Here is a 16,587-nt window from a genome sequence, read left to right on the forward strand (position 1 = left end):
CTGACTCCTTTGACGTGATTAACGATCGAATGAAAGGCGCTGGCCGTGCAGGCCCGACAGAATTGCCGTGCCATCCCACACCCGTTGCCCGTTGACGAAGGTACTGACGATGCTCGATGAAAAGGTGTTGCCCTCGAACGGACTCCAACCGCATTTGGACAAGACATCCGTGCGCCGCACGGTGTGCTGTCGGCGTGGATCGACCAGTACCAGGTCGGCGGCATAACCTTCGCGCAAGAAGCCGCGACCGCTCACTTCGAACAACCTGGCCGGGGCATGACTGATGGCCTCGACCACCCGTTCCAGCGTCAACTCACCGGCGAACACCCGCTCCAGCGCCGCTTGCAGGGCGAACTGCACCAGCGGCATACCTGATGGAGCTTTCTGATAACGGGCGTTTTTCTCTTCGAGCAGATGTGGCGCATGGTCGGTGGCCAGCACGTCGATGCGACCTTCAGCCAACGCCCGGACAATAGCCAATCGATCACGTTCGGTCTTGACCGCCGGATTGCACTTGAGCCACATCCCCAAACGCTGGTAATCGTTATCGTTGAAGTGCAGGAAATGCACACAGGTTTCCGCGGTGATTCGCTTGTTCGCCAACGGCCCGGGCTCGAACAGCTCTAGTTCTTCGGCAGTAGAGATGTGCAGCACATGCAGACGCGCGTTGTGTTTACGCGCTAGGGCGATGGCCAGCCGGGTCGATTTGATGCACGCCTCGCGCGAGCGAATCAGCGGGTGCAGGTACGCCGGTATGCCTTCACCGTAACTGCGCAGAGCCTTTTGTAGGTTATCTTCGATCATCGGCGAGTCTTCGCAATGGGTGATGATCGTCACCGGTGAATCGCGAAAGATCCCGTTCAATACTTCAGGATCGTCCACCAGCATGTTGCCGGTGGACGCGCCCATGAACACCTTGACCCCCGGTGTACTCAAAGGATCGATCGCGCGAATCGCCTCCAGGTTGTCGTTGCTAGCGCCCATGTAAAAAGCGTAATTGACCACCGACGACTGGGCTGCGATCGCGTACTTGGCTTCCAGGGAGTCGCGATCCAGAGCCGGTGGCCGGGTGTTGGGCATCTCCATGAAACTGGTGATGCCGCCGGCCGCGCAAGCCCGGGATTCGCTGGCGATATCAGCCTTGTGGGTCAGGCCCGGTTCACGAAAATGCACCTGATCGTCGATCATCCCCGGCAGCAACCACATCCCGGTGGCATCGATCACCCGCTCCCCAGCGCGGGGCTCGATGGAGGACGCGATCTGTGCGATCAGGCCGTCTTCGATGCGCAGGTCGCCGTAAAAGCGCTGACCTTCATTGACCAGCGTGGCATAGCAAATCAGCCAGGACTCAGAATGGTCAGTCATAGCGTCAGCTCCTGTGTGGTGTGGTACAGCACCTCGGTGGCTGCGATGAAATCATCCAGTTCCATCGCCTCATAAGGGTTGTGCGAACCGTGTTGGTTACGGATGAAGAGCATGGCACTGGGGATTCCGGCGTTGGCGAAAACCGCAGCGTCATGCCCTGCACCACTCGGTGTCAGGACGCCCTCCCAGCCATGCTCGCGAGTCATGCGCACAAAGGCTTCGACCCAGGGTTCATGCATGGCCGCCGGCTGCGTATCGATGCGTTTATCAAATTCGAACCGCACCTGACGGTGTTCCTCGATCTGCCGGATTTCGGCCTGGATCAGGGTATGGAAGGCTTCCAGCGTAGGTTGATGCAGGCTGCGGATTTCCAGGCTGAAACTGACTTCGCCGGGAATGCGCGAGACGGCATGATGAGCGGTATTGGTGCCCAGGGTGCCGACCGTGACCACTAGATCGCGGCCGTCATCCAGCCACTCACCCCACAACCGGTCAATGCGCGCGACCAGTTCGCTGACGGCAAACACCGAGTCATGGCGGTCCTCACGGGACACCGCGCCGGAGTGGCCGTCCTCGCCAAGGCAGCGCACCAGGTTGTGCCGCAGATTACCGCGAATGCCGGGCACGATGCCGATGGCTTGGCCCATTTTCTCCAGGGACTCGGCCTGCTCAATGTGCACTTCCAGGTAACCGGCAAACTGCTTGCGATCGATCAGCCATTGCTGGCTGCGAATTGCTGCCAGGTCAGCGCCGACCGCCTGCATGGCCTCGCCCAAGGTCTTCTTGCTGAAGCGGTTGACCAGTGCCAGATCGGTAGATGTGAGCCCACCCATCAACGCTCGTGAGCCCATATAAGACTTGCCGAACCACGCGCTCTCTTCACCGCGCAGGCCCAACACGCGAATCGGACGTTGGGTCCGAACTGCTTGCTGATCGAGTCGACACAAGCACAACAGCCCCGCGACGACACCCGCCAAACCATCATAATTCCCGCCTTGGGGCACCGAGTCCAAATGTGAGCCGATCCAGACTGCTGGCTGCCCATCGTCATCGGTCCGCTGGAAAATCACGTTGCCAGCGCGGTCGCTGTGCACCTGCAAACCGTTGTCGCGGGCGAACTTCGATAGGCAGGCAATCGCGGCGCTTTCACCAGTACCGTAGCTCTCGCGGGTGATGCCGATCTCCGGGTCACGGGACAGCTCACCGATCTCACAAAACAACCGATGTGCTTGCTGTTTCCATAGAGTGCTCATGGCAAGGCTCCAAAGGCAGCGGCGGGAGAGTCGTCGAGACTGCCGATCAGCGAACTCAAGCGACTGATGCCCTTGCGCCGACAAAACACTTCCAGTTCGTTGACCATCAGGTTCATGGTCTTGGGATGAATGAAAGTGGCAGTGCCGACCTGCACCGCGCTTGCACCGGCATAGATGAACTCCAGCGCGTCATCGGCGGTGGCAATGCCGCCGCAACCGATCACTGGAATCTGCAGGGCCTTGGCGCACTGATAAGTCAATCGCACCATCAGTGGCTTGATCATCGCGCCGGAGATACCACCCATGAAATTGCCTAGCCGTGCCCTACCCTTTTCAATGTCGATCGACAGCCCAAGCAAGGTGTTGCCGACCACCACTGCGTCGGCGCCTTCGTCCTGAGCGGACAACGCGATGTCAATGATCTCGCCGGCGTTTGGGGTCAGCTTGACCCACAGCGGTAGCGACGTACTGGCGCGCATCAACTTGACCACTTGCCGCGTAGTGTCGGAGTGCATGCCAAACGACTCACCATGGGCTTCGAGGTTGGGGCACGAGATGTTCGCCTCGATGCCGGCCACACCCGGCACGCCGCTCAGACGCGCCGCCAGGTCGGCGAAGCCTTGGGCGGTCGGCGCCGAGATACTGACAATCAGCGGCGAATCGAAGTCGCGGTAGAACGGCACCACTTTTTCGATGAACAGGTCAGCGCCTTTGCTCGGAATCCCGATGGCATTCATCATGCCGTCGGCCAGTTCGCAGACCCGTGGCATGGGGTTGCCGGTACGTTTTTCGCTTGTAATGGTCTTAGTCACCAGGGCGCCCAGACTGTTGAAATCCAGCAGGTGAGTGAGTTCTTCGGCGAAGGTGCCGGATGCCGGCATCACCGGGTTCTTCAGGCGTAGGCCGCCGATGTTTACGCTAAGATCAATCATTCCAGAACCTCCGCCAGGTCGAACACCGGGCCTTCCAGACACACACGTTTGCCGATTTTCAAGCCATCGACTTCGAACACATCGACGCAGCACTGGCACATGCCCAGGCCGCAGACCATTTGCTGCTCCAGGGCGACTTGCCCGGAGAGGCCCAATTCACTCGACAAGCGTTTGAGCAAGCGAGTCAGGCGTTTGGAGCCACAGGTGAACAACGCATTGCTGCCTTGGTGGGCTATCACCTCGCGCAACAGCACTTCAATGTTTTCCAGCGAACTACTGCCGTCTTCATCCAGGACACTGATGACTTCAGCGCCCAGAGAGGCGAAGCGCTCGCGCGACAGCAGGCTTTTTTCGCTGCGGGCGCTGAGCACGGCGGTCAGCCTGATCCCCAAGGCATGGGCCGCTTCGGCCAACGGCGCCAGGGTCGCAAGGCCCACGCCCCGGGCAACGATGGTCATGTGCTGCCAGTTCGGATCGAGATCGAAGCCCTTGCCCAGTGGGCCAAGAATTTCCAGGGTTTGCCATTCGCTCAGAGTTTCTAGGCCGAAGGTGCCCTTGCCGGTGACCTTGTACAGAAACTCGACCTGGCCAGTGACCGGGTCGGCCTTGTAGGTGCTCATCGGCCGGCGGAAGAAAGGTTTGTGCTCGCTTTCGCTGGGGCACAGCAGGTTAAAGAATTGCCCTGGTTGCGAATGGCACGCCGCGCCATCGGCTTGCAGGATCAGACGTTTGTATTCGTCGTTGACCCATTCGTTGGACAGCACCACCGCCAGCGTATCGTTCGGTGGAGTGACGGCGATGGCCTGGCAGCAGCTGGAAATCCCGGTCATTTTGAAAGCCCTCTACGTTCTTGTCTAATTTTTGATACAGGCGAGTCAAAAGAGAAACGACGCCGCCCGTAAGCCCGGCAGCGTCGTGGTTTTCTACTTCATTTCTGGGTTGACTCTACGCCTTTGAATAGAAGCCGTCTAATTTTTGATACATTATTTTCAATATTTTTAAAACACTAACGGTTCGATCAAAATGCTTACTTTTGCTGCGCTGACAGTGGGCTCGCCAACCCCGCTTCACCGCTGTCGCCCTGACTGCGCGGTAGCAGGAACAGTGTGGCGGCCATGGCCAACAGATAGATTGAGGCCAGCAGCATAATTGCCGCCGAGAATGAATACGCCACGGCGATCGCTCCTACTACCAGTGGACCGAACCCTCCGACGCCGCGTCCGACGTTAAACAGTACGTTTTGCGCGGTGGCCCGGACTTGGGCGGGATAAAGATCGGAGATCAACGCTCCATATCCACCGATCATGCCGTTAACGAAGATGCCCATCACCACACCCACAAACAGCATGCTGATCGGGTCTGTCAGGTTGGCATAAATCAACACCATCCCTGCCGCACTGGCCTGATACAGCAAAAAGATCCGCCAGCGACCGAAGCGGTCGGCGAGTTGCCCAAACAGCCAGATGCCGAAGGCCATTCCCACTACCGTGGCGGCGGTCCAGGTGCCGGATGCGGCCAGTGAAAAGCCGAACTGGCGCGACAGGTAACTGGGCATCCAGATCATAATTCCGTAGTAACCGAAGTTCTGCACCGAGGTCAGCACCATCACGCCAATACTGGCCTTGGTGGTCGGTACATCCTTGAACAGTTGACCGAAGCGCTGAGTAAAGGAGATCTGATTGACGGTGGCTTTGACGAACTCCTCTGGCTCACCCATGGTGTGGCGAATAACAAAGGACAGCAGCGCCGGCACCAGACCAACCAGGAACATTCCGCGCCAGCCGATATGCGGCAACAGCAACGGCGTCAACAGCGCCGCAGCCAGCACCCCGGCCTGCCAACCCATGCCGACGTAGGACGATGCGCGGTTACGCTTGTTGGCCGGCCAAGTTTCAGCGATCAATGCCATGCCGATGCCGAACTCGCCGCCCAGGCCAAACCCAGCCAGGGTGCGATAAGTCAGCAAATCCCAATAACCTTGCGCCAGCGCACAAAGGCCGGTGAAGATTGAGAACACCAGAATGCATACGCTGAGCATTTTGACTCGACCGTAACGGTCGCTGAGTTGGCCGAATATCAGGCCGCCGGCTACGGCGCCGAGCAAGGTCCAGGTCACTAGTGAACCGGCCTCGGAGGTGGTCAGCCCCAGGCCGAGGGTGATGGCCGGCAACATGAAGCCGAGGATCAGCAAATCGAAGCCATCCATGGCATAGCCGGTGACGCTGGCGATCAACGCCTTGCGTGGTGAAGCATCCGCCTTGGCGGCGCTTGAGTCGTTGTGAGTTTTCACAATCATTACCTCTTATTGTTATCTCTGGTTGATGCGGGTGATCCGTGATCCGGGTCAACCGCCTGACTCATCCCTGGAAGGTAACAGCACCGCCCTTCATTCGCCGAAGCGAAGTGCTGAGTCTACGAACAAACGAGACGATTTGTCTAATTTTTGATACGACACAGACGAAAAAATAAGATCGCGTGCCTACAGGTGCCACTCCAGGTTGATCGATAACGCATCGACATCCGTGCCCGGCCCCTTCTCATTGCCGAACTTGTTGCGCCAGTACTCGTAGCCCGGACCGATCCACAGCACGTTTTTCTCGCCCCAACCCAACTGCCCGACATCCAGCATCAACGACGTGCGCATCAACTGCTCGGCGGCCGTTGGGCGGTTCTGGTAGTCGTCGCCCTTTTCACTGCTGTAGGTGTAAAAGCCCTGGAACTTGAGTGGTAGTGGTCCTGCCATGAACGGCACGCCCCAGGTGAGGTTGAACTGGACGAACGGATCGAACAGCAGATCGTTGTGATTGCCTGGTTTGCCGCACACGTCCAGGCCGCAGTGGTTCTTTTCCCGAGCGTAGAGCACGCTGGCGTCGAGGAAGCCGGCAGGTAAAGCGAACTTGAGCGTCGGACCGAGGACCAATAGGCGTTTTTCGGAGGCGAACTCGTTGTTCTTGGTGTTGAGATCGAAACCAGCGGTCAGGGCTACGTCCTTGACCGGGCCGAATGCCAGCGGCTTGTCGAACACCTTGCCGTACTGCAACTGGTTGCGGTACGTCAGGTAAAACTCGGTGGCACCGGTGCCTCCGCCCTTGGCCGGATCGGTGCTGTCGGACTTGAACACATCGAGGTTGATGAAGTTCTGCCCCAACCTGTAGCTACTGACGTGGGTGATTTGCAGAATGTCCTTGGCCACATCCTTAGTTTTGCCGGGGTCGGTGTAATGGTCGCTGTAGCGGTAGCCGATCAAGGTGTCGCTAAACCCCGGCGCGGCCAGAGCACAGGGGGCCAGGACGGCCAGTGAAAGCGCCAGGACCGGTGGTACAACACGTGAGTATCCCATGAATGCGTTCCTTATTTTTATAGTTTCAGTGGTTTTTCAGGCGTAACAAACCACGCGCACCCTTGGCGAGGGCAAGCGGATTCAACAGCGTTTAATCAATTGGCGAGGTGGTGATCACCGCAAATCATCACGGTGACAGCCCCAGCACGTGGACTTGGGATGGGATATGAATGGACATGGCCGCACCATTTTTGTATTTTTGACGACAGCATATTTTCTGTCTAAATATTGATACAGTGAAGTCGCGACGAGGTCAACAAATTCATCGTTTAAACCGCATCAACGGTACGAGTTCTCGGCGCAAGCCACAATTGAGCAACGCTCTTCACCCACGCATATCAGATTTTTCGGAGCTGTAGTGAACCAAATCGACTACCAGGCCATCGGCGAACGCCTTCGGGCCTACCGCATCGGTCGCCAATTGAACGCCGATCAGGTGGCCGAAAAACTCGATATCTCCCGGGCTGCGGTGTATCGCCTAGAGCTGGGGAAAATCGTCAAGCTTGAAACCCTGGAGCGCCTGGCGCAGTTGCTCATGGTGTCCTTGACCAGCCTGCTGGGCTCCGACACCGAATACTTCGACAATGCCCTGGGTTACTTCGAACGCATGCGCCAACTGGAAGCGCGCTCGATCAGCATCCAGTCGTACTTCGACCCGTTCTCCTACCTACTGACCTCCCCCGCCTACACCGAGCTGTTCAAGACCATGCTCGACGAAGCCCGGCCGAAAAATTTCGACGCCAGCCAGGAAGCGATGCAAACGAAGATTTTGGAGATTCTCAACGAACGGAAGGCGACCTTTTCCAAGCAGAAGTTCGAAGTGCAGTCGATCATCAGCCTGCGCCAGATCGAACGCTACCTGCACATTGGCCTGGTCGGGCGTCTCGATTTACCGCCGAGTGTGCGAATGGAACGCGCATTGCTGGCCCGGCGTGAAGTCGAAAACCTAATAGACAAGATTGGCAGCGAGGGTTCGCAGTTCAACATCTACCTGATCGACGAAACCCTGCCCAGCGCCACTTTCCAGATTTTCAAGCAAGCCCATACCAGCTACGTCGCAGTCAGCCCTTATCGCCTCGGTGAACTGCCGAATATCCACACCGGCATCGCTAGCGTGACCTCGTCCCCCGAGGCGGTGGCCATGTACAAGTCAATGACGCGCAGCTTGCTTGAACGCGCGCATTCGGGCGAAGCGGCGAAACGTGAGCTGAGCAAGCTGTTGGCTAAACTGTAAATCGCATTACAGGCGAACCTTCCCGCAACCAGCAGCTGTTTTCGCATCATTCACAGGCTCGACAGGGTAATTACAGTGGCCTGTTACGTGGTGCTTTGAATGTCTCTAGGAACCTATTACCAAACGTAAGTCAAAAAAAATCTACACTTCAACCTGTCATATCTGACCATTGAGTCAACAATTGCCCGCCAAGACTTATTCTGACCTTCCGATGGCTGACAGCAATACTATTCGGTTCGCTCGGTTTGGACAGCTGTTTCGCACAGATAGGGTCGTAATGAACGGTTGAGCCCACAATCGAAAGCAGTCATTTCAAAAAAGCCCTCCCAGTGCTGCCGGCTCCCAGTTCATGATTACCAATTCGCCACTGACCTCGGCCTTGCCCTGCCGCTGGTTGCTCGTGGTGTAGCGGATGTCCAGCGTCTCAAAGTGAAAGCCCTCAAACACCCGGCGAATGTCCGGGTGGTCATTGATGCTAACCATCACCCTGCCCTTACAGCGACGCATGAAGTCGGCCATGCGCTCATAGTTCTCAAACGGAAAATCCACCCCATAGCCTGCGGTCTGCCAGTACGGCGGATCCATATAGTGGAAGGTATGCGCCCGGTCATAGCGCTCGGCACAGTCCAGCCAGGGCAGGTTTTCCACGTAGGTACCGGACAGGCGTTGCCAGGCGGCCGAGAGGTTTTCCTCGATCCGCAGCAGGTTGATCGACGGGGTGGTGGTAGCGGTACCGAAGGTTTGCCCGGAGACCTTGCCGGCGAAGGCATGGTGCTGCAGATAGAAAAATCGGGCGGCGCGCTGGATGTCAGTGAGGGTTTCGACGCGGGTCATTTTTTGCCACTCAAACACCTGGCGTGAACTGAGCGCCCACTTGAACTGGCGCACGAACTCCTCGAGGTGGTTCTGCACCACGCGGTAGAGCGTCACCAGATCGCCGTTGATGTCGTTGAGCACTTCCACGGGCGCTGCCTGGGGCCGCATGAAGTACAGCGCAGCACCGCCGGCAAAGACTTCGACGTAGCATTCGTGAGGTGGGAACAGCGGAATAAGGCGATCGGCCAGGCGGCGTTTGCCGCCCATCCAAGGGATGATGGGTGAAGACATGGATAGCAAGACCTTTACTGTATAAATAAACAGGTGTTAGGCTCGCTCCGCTTTGTGCACAGAGCAGGAGCCTTGGCTGGACTTGCAGGGACAATCTGCGGGGACGGCGGCCAGGCTGGATGTTGACGCATCCGGCCTGGTCGCTCCTTTTACTTCGGGGTTGAAACCTCTTCGACCTGGGACGGTTCACCCTCCCGGACAGTCAATCTGCCACGTCGAGCACGACCTTCTGCGGCTTTCCTGATGCCGTGGCCTTGCCCTCCTTGCCGCCGTTGCACTCAACCGACACCGTCCACCCCGATTGGGTGAAGGTGTGATCCACCGACTCCACCAAGTACTCGCCATCGAGCCCACGCTTGAAGCCCTGCGCCTCGATCATGCTTTCGGCAAACAAGTCGGTCCGTCCGGGCAGGTCGAGGCGTACCGAGGCGGTGGAACGGTTAAATGCGGCCAGACGCGCCTTCGCCGCCTCGTCGGCAGCCGTTCGATCCGGATAGAGATGGCGGTCGGTGTGCACTGGCGGCAGGCCCTCGGGCACGTTGGGATTGTCCAGGTGCGAGACCAGCAGTTCCCCGCTGGCCGGGTCCTGGTACTGGGTGCTGACCCCCTGGTGGGTGCTGCGGTCACTCAAACGAAACTGCCAGCGGGTGACATCGCCGCGCTGCAGGGTGATAACAGCCAAAGCTCGACCGCTGGCGCTCTGCCCGCCCTGCCGCGGCAGAACCAGCAGCTTACCGTCGGCCACCTTGGCGGTGCAGTCGTGCTTCTTGGCCAGGCGGGTGATGAAGTTGAAGTCCGACTCATTCAACTGATCCATGCGCGGCACGCGGGTGTCGACCGGACACGACGGCTGCCAGCCATTGCGCGCCGCTACGTCGCCGACGATCTGCGCCAGGCTGACGTCCTCCCAGCTGCCACTGCGGGTGCTCTTGCCACTGCCGCGCATGTCGCTGGCCTTGCCGCTGATCACCAGCGTGTCCGGTGGGCCGGAGACTGCCACCTCGTCCACCATGTAGCGGCCCATACGGGTCAGGTCGGCACCGGCATAACCCAGGTAGATCTCGATACTCGCACCACGCGCGGGCAGCGCCACTGCCCCATCACGATCATCGATCCGCAGCTCAAACGAGTCCGAGGCCATCCCGGGCCGGTCGGCAAGCTGCAGTGAGACCAGCCGATCGTTGATCAGGGCGCTGATGTCGGCGCCGTCGGCGACGATACGGAAAAGCGGTTGCATAACGATATCCCAGACAAGAAAAAGCCCGCACTGGGCGGGCTGGGTAACGGGATCAGTCCCATAGTGAAATCACGCTGTCGGTCTCGACCAGCAGATCCGGCAGCGTGATCAACACGCCGACCCGGAACGGTTGTGGCTCATCGGCGAGGCCCTGATTGGCAGCCAGCACCGCCTCGACGCTGCGATTCAGGTGGCCGTAATAGTGGTGGCAGAGGGTATCGAGCAGATCTCCCTCAGCCGTTCTGCAGGTCATCGCCATAGCGGACAAACTCCAATGAAAAGCCCTGCTTGCGCGGGATCGCCCCGGGCAGCAAGGCGCTTTGCTCTTCTTCGATATTGGTCAGGCACCAGTTGCCCAGCACTTCGCCATACCCGGTGGTCAGGTTCAGCGGCAGCAACTTGGCGCCGATGCTGCGCAGCGTATCCAGCTGTTTCAGCCCGCCTTTGAAGCTCGGATAGATCGCCCCCTTGAGGGTGATCTTCTCCTCGCCTAGGCCCACGGCCTGTTGCGCCGGGCGCCGCGTCAGGCGCTCCTGTGCGGCCCAACGAAACGACGTCTGCCGCCTCAGCTCGTCAAATGCTGCGGTGTCCAGGTTGAAGTAATACGGCCGCTCATTGGGCTTGAGCGGGTAGATGATCAGCAGGTGCGGAAACGGCTTCACCGCCTCGGGGATCGGCGTCATATCGCCGGCAAACCATTCCGTGGGGAAGATGTTGCCCAACGCAGCATTGGCCTTGCCGGCGACCTTGTTGAACGCCGCACCAAACCGGTCAATCTGTTCGGTCAGGGCTGAAAAGTGCTCATCAAACTGCGCCAGCGCCCGCTGGGTCTGGTTATAGAGACTGGCCACCTTGCCGATCTTGGCCTGCGCCGAGTTGATCGCACTCTGCAGGCGCCGGGTCTTGTCGCTCAGGTCTTCGCTGATAAAGGGCAAGCCTTCGATGGCATCCGCCGCACCGCCGATTTCATTGAGCGCGCCATTCATTGGCCCGGTCATCGATTCCAGGTCGGTGCGTCCGGCCTCGCCGGCATCGACCATGTACTTCAGCCCGCCCTGTAGGTGTTGCAGGTAGGTTTTCTCATCCGCCATATCACTTCCTCAGCCAACGTGTGGCGCATCAAACAACTGACGGGCGCGCGCTTCCCGGGCGAAGTCTTCAAACTGACGGCGCAGGTACGGCATCAACTCCTGGACCAACTGCGCCGGGTCTTTCACATCGCCTTGCACGGTAATGCTTGGTGCCGGAGCAAAGGTGAATTGCTGGTCGACCTTCGGCCATTCTGGCGTCTTTGCTGCGGCGGCCGGCATCAGCGCAGCCGCCGTAACCGGGACCGCTGGGATGCTGGCCATCGAGCGCACGACATCGCCGACGTGTTGACCCGCGGGCATGGGGAACATGCCGAGCGGTGCTTTCGGTAACACCGTAGGCGTGTCCGCCCCGCCGAACAACGCCTTGCCCACGGTCGCGCCCAAGTCACTGCCGCCCCAGGCCCCAAGCCAGGCGCCGATCGCTCCGCCCACCGCGGTGCCCAGCAGCGGTATGACCGAACCAATGGCTGCACCGGCCGCTGCGCCCGCCAATCCACCGGCCAGCCCGCCCGCCGCATTGCCATAGCCCTCGGCCTTTTCATCGCGGGTGGTCGCGTTCAAGGCGGTGTCCACTGCTTGAACCCCGGCGGCCAGCACCACCATCGGCCCGGTGCCCTTCATGACCCGGGTGCCCATGGACGCCTTGCCTGCCGGGCCTTTGCCCTTTCCACCCTTCCCTTCTTTGCCATAATCCAGCCCGTCCCCCCCGACGTCATCCGCGTTGGTCACGAACACCCGCTGCACGATGTCGGATTTGCCGTTGAGCGAACCGCGCGCGATGTTCACCAGGCCCCGGCCAATCGTCAGCGCGGCCCAGGCCTTGCCCAGCACCAACGCCCCGGTGGTCAGCCCTGCCAGGCCCAACACCACTTTGGGCGTTTCCTCGGACAACGCAGTCAAGCCCCGTGCCGCCGTACCGATCCCGGTGGCTAGCGCATCCGTCGCTGGGCGCAGGGCATCACCGATGGCGCGCAGCGAATCGTTAAATGCCTGGCCAGTTTCAGCCCAGCGTTGCGACGAGGTTTCACGACGCTCGGCCAAGTTCTTGTCGAGCACCCCCGTGGCAGAAGCCCCGTCGTCACTCTTGAGGTTTTTCAGATTCTTGTAGAGGTCTTTGTTCTTCATGGCCGCGATCAGGGCGGTCCGGGCTTGCATGTCGCCGATGATGTCGCCGGTACGCAGCATCTGTTCAAAGGCTTTGATCATCCCATCGCGCTTGACCGGGTCTTTTTCCTGCTCGAACTGGGCGACCTGCTCATTGAATGCCGCGACTTTCTTGGGCTGGGTGTTCTGGACGTATGCCTGCGTCACATCAATCAGCGCTTCCAGAGGGGACCGGCCCTTGGCGATGGCTTTTTCCATCGACTCTTTGTACCTCACCCCGGCGTCATCAAAGGCTTTGACCGTCTCACCTGAGCCGACCTTGGACATCAGGTTTTTCAGGTTATTGGCTGCCTCATCGGCACTGCCCGCCGACTTCATCTGCACCTGCAGCATGGCGCCGAGCTGTGTCACCGCGTCCTGACCGGTGACGCCCATGTTGGCCATGCCGGCCAGCATCTCCGGAAACCATTTGGCCATGTCGGCGGCTTCAAAGCTGCCCTGCTGCCCCTGAAAGGCAATCGCCTCCAGCGCTTTCAACATCTCAGCAGGGTCGGTAATTTGGGCGTTCTGCCGTAGGGCGCCAATCATTTTCGCCGTATCCACACCACTCACGCCTTGCCCGACCGCAAATTTTGCTGCGTCCGGTAAATACGCCTGCGCCTCGTCCACCTTCATGCCCGCGGCGCTCAATTGGTTGACCAAGTCAGCGACTTCATTGCGAGCCATCCCGGCATCTTTCGAGGTTCTGAGCACGGTGTTCGCCAAGCCCACTTCCTTCGACGTGTTAGCAATATTGGCCTTGATCGCGATGTCGCGAATGATCGCCCGAAAGTCCGCACTGATTTTGGTCGGCACCGCCGCCAGGGTGGTACCGGCCACTGCCTTACCAAATCCGCTGCGCAGGCTCTCCTGCCCCTCCTCGATCTGGCCCATGCCTTTGGCCTTGAACTCGGCACTGCGTACCACCTTGCCCAGCGCCAAGTACTCCTGACGTAGGCGCCCGACCTCGATCCCCTGCTTGCGCAGGCTACTGTTATTGGCTTCCAGCTTGCGCAACAAGGCGTCAGCATTGGCCGCCCCGCTGTCGTGGGCTTTTTTCCATTCATCGCGCAGACGCATGGTCTCGCCGATGACTTTCTGCAAACCCTTGGCGCGGGTGGTCTGCGCCTCGAGCTTTTTCATTTCGCCGCTGACGTTCTTGAAGGCGGCGCCGAGCGACGAATCGACGGCGCCGCCAATCACCAGCCCGAGGGAGAGTTTGTTCGCCATGGGGGTTACCTGTATGCGACGGGGATCGGCTCAATCCGTGAGCCACCAGACCATCTCGGAAAACGACAGCCCCTGGATCTCGGCCGCCGAGAAGTGCAGCTCGACGGCCAGGCGCTTGGCCAGGGCCTTCTGTAGCTTGGGGTTAAACCCCGTCGTCTGCTCCCAGACGAAAATAGGCGGTCTGCAGACGACGGTAATCGCGCATCAACAGCCCCTCCAGATCGCCACGGCCGATGCTTGCCAGGCTGCAGAACAAGACCATCTCCTGTTCTTCTTCGTTGGTACCGCCCTGCAAGGTGGCGGCGCGCATCTCGCGCACCGTCGGTTCACGCAGGCTCAGCTTGTCGACCTGAATGCCGTTGGCCTGGCTCGGCCGGGACAGGATCACGGTGGCAATGCCACTGCCCAGTTGCAGCCACTTCGGCAGAAGATCTTGGGTTGTATTGCTCATGGTGGTGCTCCTTACATGCCCAGGGCAGACCGCACGGCGGCCAGGTGATCGGTGCCGTCGACGACGCGGATCGAGTTGAGGGGATCGATTTCAAACATCACGCTGCCGTCGATTTCCAGCTTGTAATAGGTGACGGCAACGGCGTACTTGAACTCACCTTTTTCGCCGGGTTTCCATTCCCCCGGGTCGACTTCCTTGAGGCTGCCACGCAGGGTGGCGACCACCGATTTCACCGCGCCTTTCTGGCCCTTGAAGGCGCCGCGGAACGAGGCGTTAAACGCGGTCAGGTCGGCCTGACCGAAGAACTTCAGCACCTCACGGCGCACGCCGTTGGTGGTGAAGCTGGCCTCGAGCTTCTCGGTGCCCATGTCGATTTCGACCGCCGCGTCCATACCGCCGGCGCGGTACTCATCGGTCTTGAGGGTCAACTTGGGCAGGGTCAGGCTCGGCACATCGCCCTGCAGGCTGATACCGTCGACAAACAGGTTGGTGTTGTAGAGCACTTCAGGAATCATTGAGCGGCCTCCTTAGGCGGCGGTATCAAGCACTTCAGTGATCCACTGATCGGTCACCTCCACGCGGAAGTTGGGGTTTTCAGCCGGCGGTACGCCGGTAAAACGGATGTTCCAGTACACCTTGCCCTTGCTAAGCTCGCTGGAGGTGTTCAGCGCTTCGTCGGCATACACCTCGAAGTTGAGCTTGGCGCCCTGGTCCTGCAGGTCGCGGATGAAGGCCTGCAGACCTGCGCTCACATCCTTGACGTAGGTGGCAGTGATCGAGTGGTCCACCGCCCACTTGTGTGCGTAAAGGATGGCGTCCTTGACGATTTCCAGCAGGCGCGCCTGGGTGCAGTCGTCGGTCTTGAGGGTCACTTTGGGCAGAATCATGGTCAGCCTCCTTAGGCAGCGGTATCGAGCACTTCAGTGATCCACTGATCGGTCACCTCCACGCGGAAGTTCGGGTTTTCGGCCGGCGGTACGTCGGTGAATCGAATGTTCCAGTACACCTTGCCGTCGCTGAGTTCGCTGGAGGTGTTCAGCTCTTCGTCGGCATACACCTCGAAGTTGACGATCGCACCCTGATTTTTCAGGTCGCGCATAAACGCCTGCAGGCCTTCAGTCACGTCCTTGACGTAGGTCGCGGTGATCGAGCGGTCCACCGCCCACTTGTGCGCATAGAGGATGGAATCCATGACGATATCCAGCGTGCGCACGCGGGTGACGAACTTCCATTTCGGATCGCTGGACAACGTGCGGTTGCCCCACAGCCGATAACCGTCGTCGCGAATGATCGTGGTGATGTTGGCGTTGTTGAGCAGGTTGGCCCGGCAGGACGGATCGCCGTCGAGAAACTCGATCGGCCGCGTGGTGCCGGTGATGCCGACGAACTCCTTGTTCGATGGCGAGGCCCAGAAGCCATAAGTGGCATCGGTCCAGGCAAACAGGCCGGCGGTCCAGGCCGACGCAGGCGCGTTGATCGTGGCGCTGGTTTTGGTGTCCCAGAACTGCACGCCCGGATCGACCATGTAGGCGTGTTTGCTGCCGAAGTTGCCGGCGTACTCGATGGCGGCTTCGTCGGTGGTGTTCGGCCCGTCGATAATGGCCATGGCCCGCAGTTTGTCGGCCAGCGCCACCAGTTCGGTGGCCACCGCCAGCGTCGCCGAGTACCCCGGAGTCACCAACAACCGCGGCTGGGCGTTGAATTGGCTTTTACCGTTGAGCAATGCCTGCATGCCGGTCCGGGAACCGTCGGCCCAGACGCCGCCGATGATTGCGGACAGTTGCTCGGCTGGGTCCTCCAGCAGCGGCACACCGACGGCGACAATCACCGCCTTAGAGCGCTTGAAAATGGCCTTGCAGTCCTGGGTGATCGCCGCATCCGGGCCCCAGGCTGCCACCGCTTCGCTTTCGCGGGTGATCAGCAGCAGTTCGTTGGCTGCGGCAGTGGCCGGCGGGCCCACGGTGAAGGTGTTGCACAGGCCGATGATCGACGCAGACGGGGTGGTGATTTTCCGTGCCCCGCTTTCCACCAGGGTCACGGTGACGCCGTGAAAGAAACTCATAGAGTGATGCTCCAGATCGAGTAGGAGGCGGATTTACATCCGCCGTCCTCTCACATACATGGACGCCCCCAGTTTGCCGAGCTTTCAATTCGTGACAACACAGACGGGGTTGAGATTGCAGCCATACATCCGGACTTTATGT

At 59.6% G+C, this 16,587-nt stretch carries 16 protein-coding genes; 1 reads left to right on the forward strand and 15 read right to left on the reverse strand.

Features of this window, described 5'->3' with window-relative positions:
- Positions 1 to 18: 18 nt before the first annotated feature.
- From CKW25_RS01985 to CKW25_RS02010, 6 genes are all read right to left on the reverse strand, one after another.
- Positions 19 to 1,365, reverse strand: coding sequence for a dihydroorotase (locus tag CKW25_RS01985; protein WP_095077333.1), 1,347 nt, complete (start codon positions 1,363 to 1,365; stop codon positions 19 to 21).
- Positions 1,362 to 2,618 carry an allantoate amidohydrolase gene (locus tag CKW25_RS01990; RefSeq protein ID WP_095077334.1) on the reverse strand — a complete coding sequence of 419 codons (1,257 nt, stop codon included), beginning with the start codon at positions 2,616 to 2,618 and terminating at the stop codon, positions 1,362 to 1,364. Before CKW25_RS01990 ends, CKW25_RS01985 begins: the two co-directional genes overlap by 4 nt.
- Positions 2,615 to 3,550, reverse strand: a complete 936-nt coding sequence (locus tag CKW25_RS01995; protein ID WP_095077335.1) for a dihydroorotate dehydrogenase — start codon at positions 3,548 to 3,550, stop codon at positions 2,615 to 2,617. Before CKW25_RS01995 ends, CKW25_RS01990 begins: the two co-directional genes overlap by 4 nt.
- Positions 3,547 to 4,380, reverse strand: a complete 834-nt coding sequence (locus CKW25_RS02000) for a dihydroorotate dehydrogenase electron transfer subunit (RefSeq protein ID WP_095077336.1) — start codon at positions 4,378 to 4,380, stop codon at positions 3,547 to 3,549. The genes CKW25_RS01995 and CKW25_RS02000 overlap by 4 nt, the downstream gene beginning before the upstream one ends.
- A 197-nt stretch (positions 4,381 to 4,577) precedes the next feature.
- Complete coding sequence (locus tag CKW25_RS02005) at positions 4,578 to 5,846, reverse strand: MFS transporter (protein ID WP_095077337.1); 1,269 nt, start codon at positions 5,844 to 5,846, stop codon at positions 4,578 to 4,580.
- A 183-nt stretch (positions 5,847 to 6,029) separates the two neighbouring features.
- The gene (locus CKW25_RS02010; protein WP_095077338.1) at positions 6,030 to 6,890 is read right to left on the reverse strand and encodes a hypothetical protein; all 861 of its coding nucleotides are present in this window, start codon (positions 6,888 to 6,890) and stop codon (positions 6,030 to 6,032) included.
- Between the two features lie 358 nt (positions 6,891 to 7,248).
- Between CKW25_RS02010 and CKW25_RS02015 the strand changes: the two genes are divergently transcribed.
- Positions 7,249 to 8,124 carry a helix-turn-helix domain-containing protein gene (locus CKW25_RS02015; protein ID WP_095077339.1) on the forward strand — a complete coding sequence of 292 codons (876 nt, stop codon included), beginning with the start codon at positions 7,249 to 7,251 and terminating at the stop codon, positions 8,122 to 8,124.
- A gap of 312 nt (positions 8,125 to 8,436) precedes the next feature.
- Here CKW25_RS02015 and CKW25_RS02020 read toward each other — a convergent pair whose 3' ends face one another.
- The 9 genes from CKW25_RS02020 to CKW25_RS02060 form a co-directional block, all read right to left on the reverse strand.
- On the reverse strand, positions 8,437 to 9,231 hold the full coding sequence (locus tag CKW25_RS02020; RefSeq protein ID WP_095077340.1) for a DNA adenine methylase: 795 nt from the start codon (positions 9,229 to 9,231) through the stop codon (positions 8,437 to 8,439).
- A 202-nt stretch (positions 9,232 to 9,433) separates the two neighbouring features.
- On the reverse strand, positions 9,434 to 10,468 hold the full coding sequence (locus CKW25_RS02025) for a phage late control D family protein (RefSeq protein WP_095077341.1): 1,035 nt from the start codon (positions 10,466 to 10,468) through the stop codon (positions 9,434 to 9,436).
- Between the two features lie 52 nt (positions 10,469 to 10,520).
- Complete coding sequence (locus CKW25_RS02030; RefSeq protein WP_095077342.1) at positions 10,521 to 10,727, reverse strand: tail protein X; 207 nt, start codon at positions 10,725 to 10,727, stop codon at positions 10,521 to 10,523.
- Positions 10,702 to 11,559, reverse strand: a complete 858-nt coding sequence (locus CKW25_RS02035) for a phage tail protein (protein ID WP_095077343.1) — start codon at positions 11,557 to 11,559, stop codon at positions 10,702 to 10,704. The genes CKW25_RS02030 and CKW25_RS02035 overlap by 26 nt, the downstream gene beginning before the upstream one ends.
- 9 nt (positions 11,560 to 11,568) lie before the next feature.
- Positions 11,569 to 13,932 carry a phage tail tape measure protein gene (locus CKW25_RS02040; RefSeq protein WP_095077344.1) on the reverse strand — a complete coding sequence of 788 codons (2,364 nt, stop codon included), beginning with the start codon at positions 13,930 to 13,932 and terminating at the stop codon, positions 11,569 to 11,571.
- Between the two features lie 142 nt (positions 13,933 to 14,074).
- On the reverse strand, positions 14,075 to 14,383 hold the full coding sequence (locus CKW25_RS02045) for a phage tail assembly protein (RefSeq protein ID WP_095077345.1): 309 nt from the start codon (positions 14,381 to 14,383) through the stop codon (positions 14,075 to 14,077).
- A gap of 11 nt (positions 14,384 to 14,394) precedes the next feature.
- Positions 14,395 to 14,898: a phage major tail tube protein gene (locus CKW25_RS02050; RefSeq protein WP_095077346.1), complete on the reverse strand. Its 504-nt coding sequence runs from the start codon at positions 14,896 to 14,898 to the stop codon at positions 14,395 to 14,397.
- Between the two features lie 12 nt (positions 14,899 to 14,910).
- Positions 14,911 to 15,270, reverse strand: coding sequence for a phage tail sheath C-terminal domain-containing protein (locus tag CKW25_RS02055; protein WP_371854543.1), 360 nt, complete (start codon positions 15,268 to 15,270; stop codon positions 14,911 to 14,913).
- Between the two features lie 11 nt (positions 15,271 to 15,281).
- A complete protein-coding gene (locus CKW25_RS02060; RefSeq protein WP_095077347.1) occupies positions 15,282 to 16,445 on the reverse strand; it encodes a phage tail sheath family protein in 1,164 nt (387 codons plus the stop codon).
- Positions 16,446 to 16,587: the final 142 nt, after the last annotated feature.

Source organism: Pseudomonas sp. Irchel s3h17 (genome assembly GCF_900187505.1).
In the GTDB taxonomy this organism is placed as follows: Bacteria; Pseudomonadota; Gammaproteobacteria; order Pseudomonadales; family Pseudomonadaceae; genus Aquipseudomonas.

Excerpts from the sequence above, each read along its gene's own strand:
- CKW25_RS01985 (WP_095077333.1), bottom strand. The coding sequence starts at position 1,365 with ATGACTGACCATTCTGAGTCCTGGCTGATTTGCTATGCCACGCTGGTC.
- CKW25_RS01990 (WP_095077334.1), bottom strand. The coding sequence starts at position 2,618 with ATGAGCACTCTATGGAAACAGCAAGCACATCGGTTGTTTTGTGAGATC.
- CKW25_RS01995 (WP_095077335.1), bottom strand. The coding sequence starts at position 3,550 with ATGATTGATCTTAGCGTAAACATCGGCGGCCTACGCCTGAAGAACCCG.
- CKW25_RS02000 (WP_095077336.1), bottom strand. The coding sequence starts at position 4,380 with ATGACCGGGATTTCCAGCTGCTGCCAGGCCATCGCCGTCACTCCACCG.
- CKW25_RS02005 (WP_095077337.1), bottom strand. The coding sequence starts at position 5,846 with ATGATTGTGAAAACTCACAACGACTCAAGCGCCGCCAAGGCGGATGCT.
- CKW25_RS02010 (WP_095077338.1), bottom strand. The coding sequence starts at position 6,890 with ATGGGATACTCACGTGTTGTACCACCGGTCCTGGCGCTTTCACTGGCC.
- CKW25_RS02020 (WP_095077340.1), bottom strand. The coding sequence starts at position 9,231 with ATGTCTTCACCCATCATCCCTTGGATGGGCGGCAAACGCCGCCTGGCC.
- CKW25_RS02025 (WP_095077341.1), bottom strand. The coding sequence starts at position 10,468 with ATGCAACCGCTTTTCCGTATCGTCGCCGACGGCGCCGACATCAGCGCC.
- CKW25_RS02030 (WP_095077342.1), bottom strand. The coding sequence starts at position 10,727 with ATGGCGATGACCTGCAGAACGGCTGAGGGAGATCTGCTCGATACCCTC.
- CKW25_RS02035 (WP_095077343.1), bottom strand. The coding sequence starts at position 11,559 with ATGGCGGATGAGAAAACCTACCTGCAACACCTACAGGGCGGGCTGAAG.
- CKW25_RS02040 (WP_095077344.1), bottom strand. The coding sequence starts at position 13,932 with ATGGCGAACAAACTCTCCCTCGGGCTGGTGATTGGCGGCGCCGTCGAT.
- CKW25_RS02045 (WP_095077345.1), bottom strand. The coding sequence starts at position 14,383 with ATGAGCAATACAACCCAAGATCTTCTGCCGAAGTGGCTGCAACTGGGC.
- CKW25_RS02050 (WP_095077346.1), bottom strand. The coding sequence starts at position 14,898 with ATGATTCCTGAAGTGCTCTACAACACCAACCTGTTTGTCGACGGTATC.
- CKW25_RS02055 (WP_371854543.1), bottom strand. The coding sequence starts at position 15,270 with ATGATTCTGCCCAAAGTGACCCTCAAGACCGACGACTGCACCCAGGCG.
- CKW25_RS02060 (WP_095077347.1), bottom strand. The coding sequence starts at position 16,445 with ATGAGTTTCTTTCACGGCGTCACCGTGACCCTGGTGGAAAGCGGGGCA.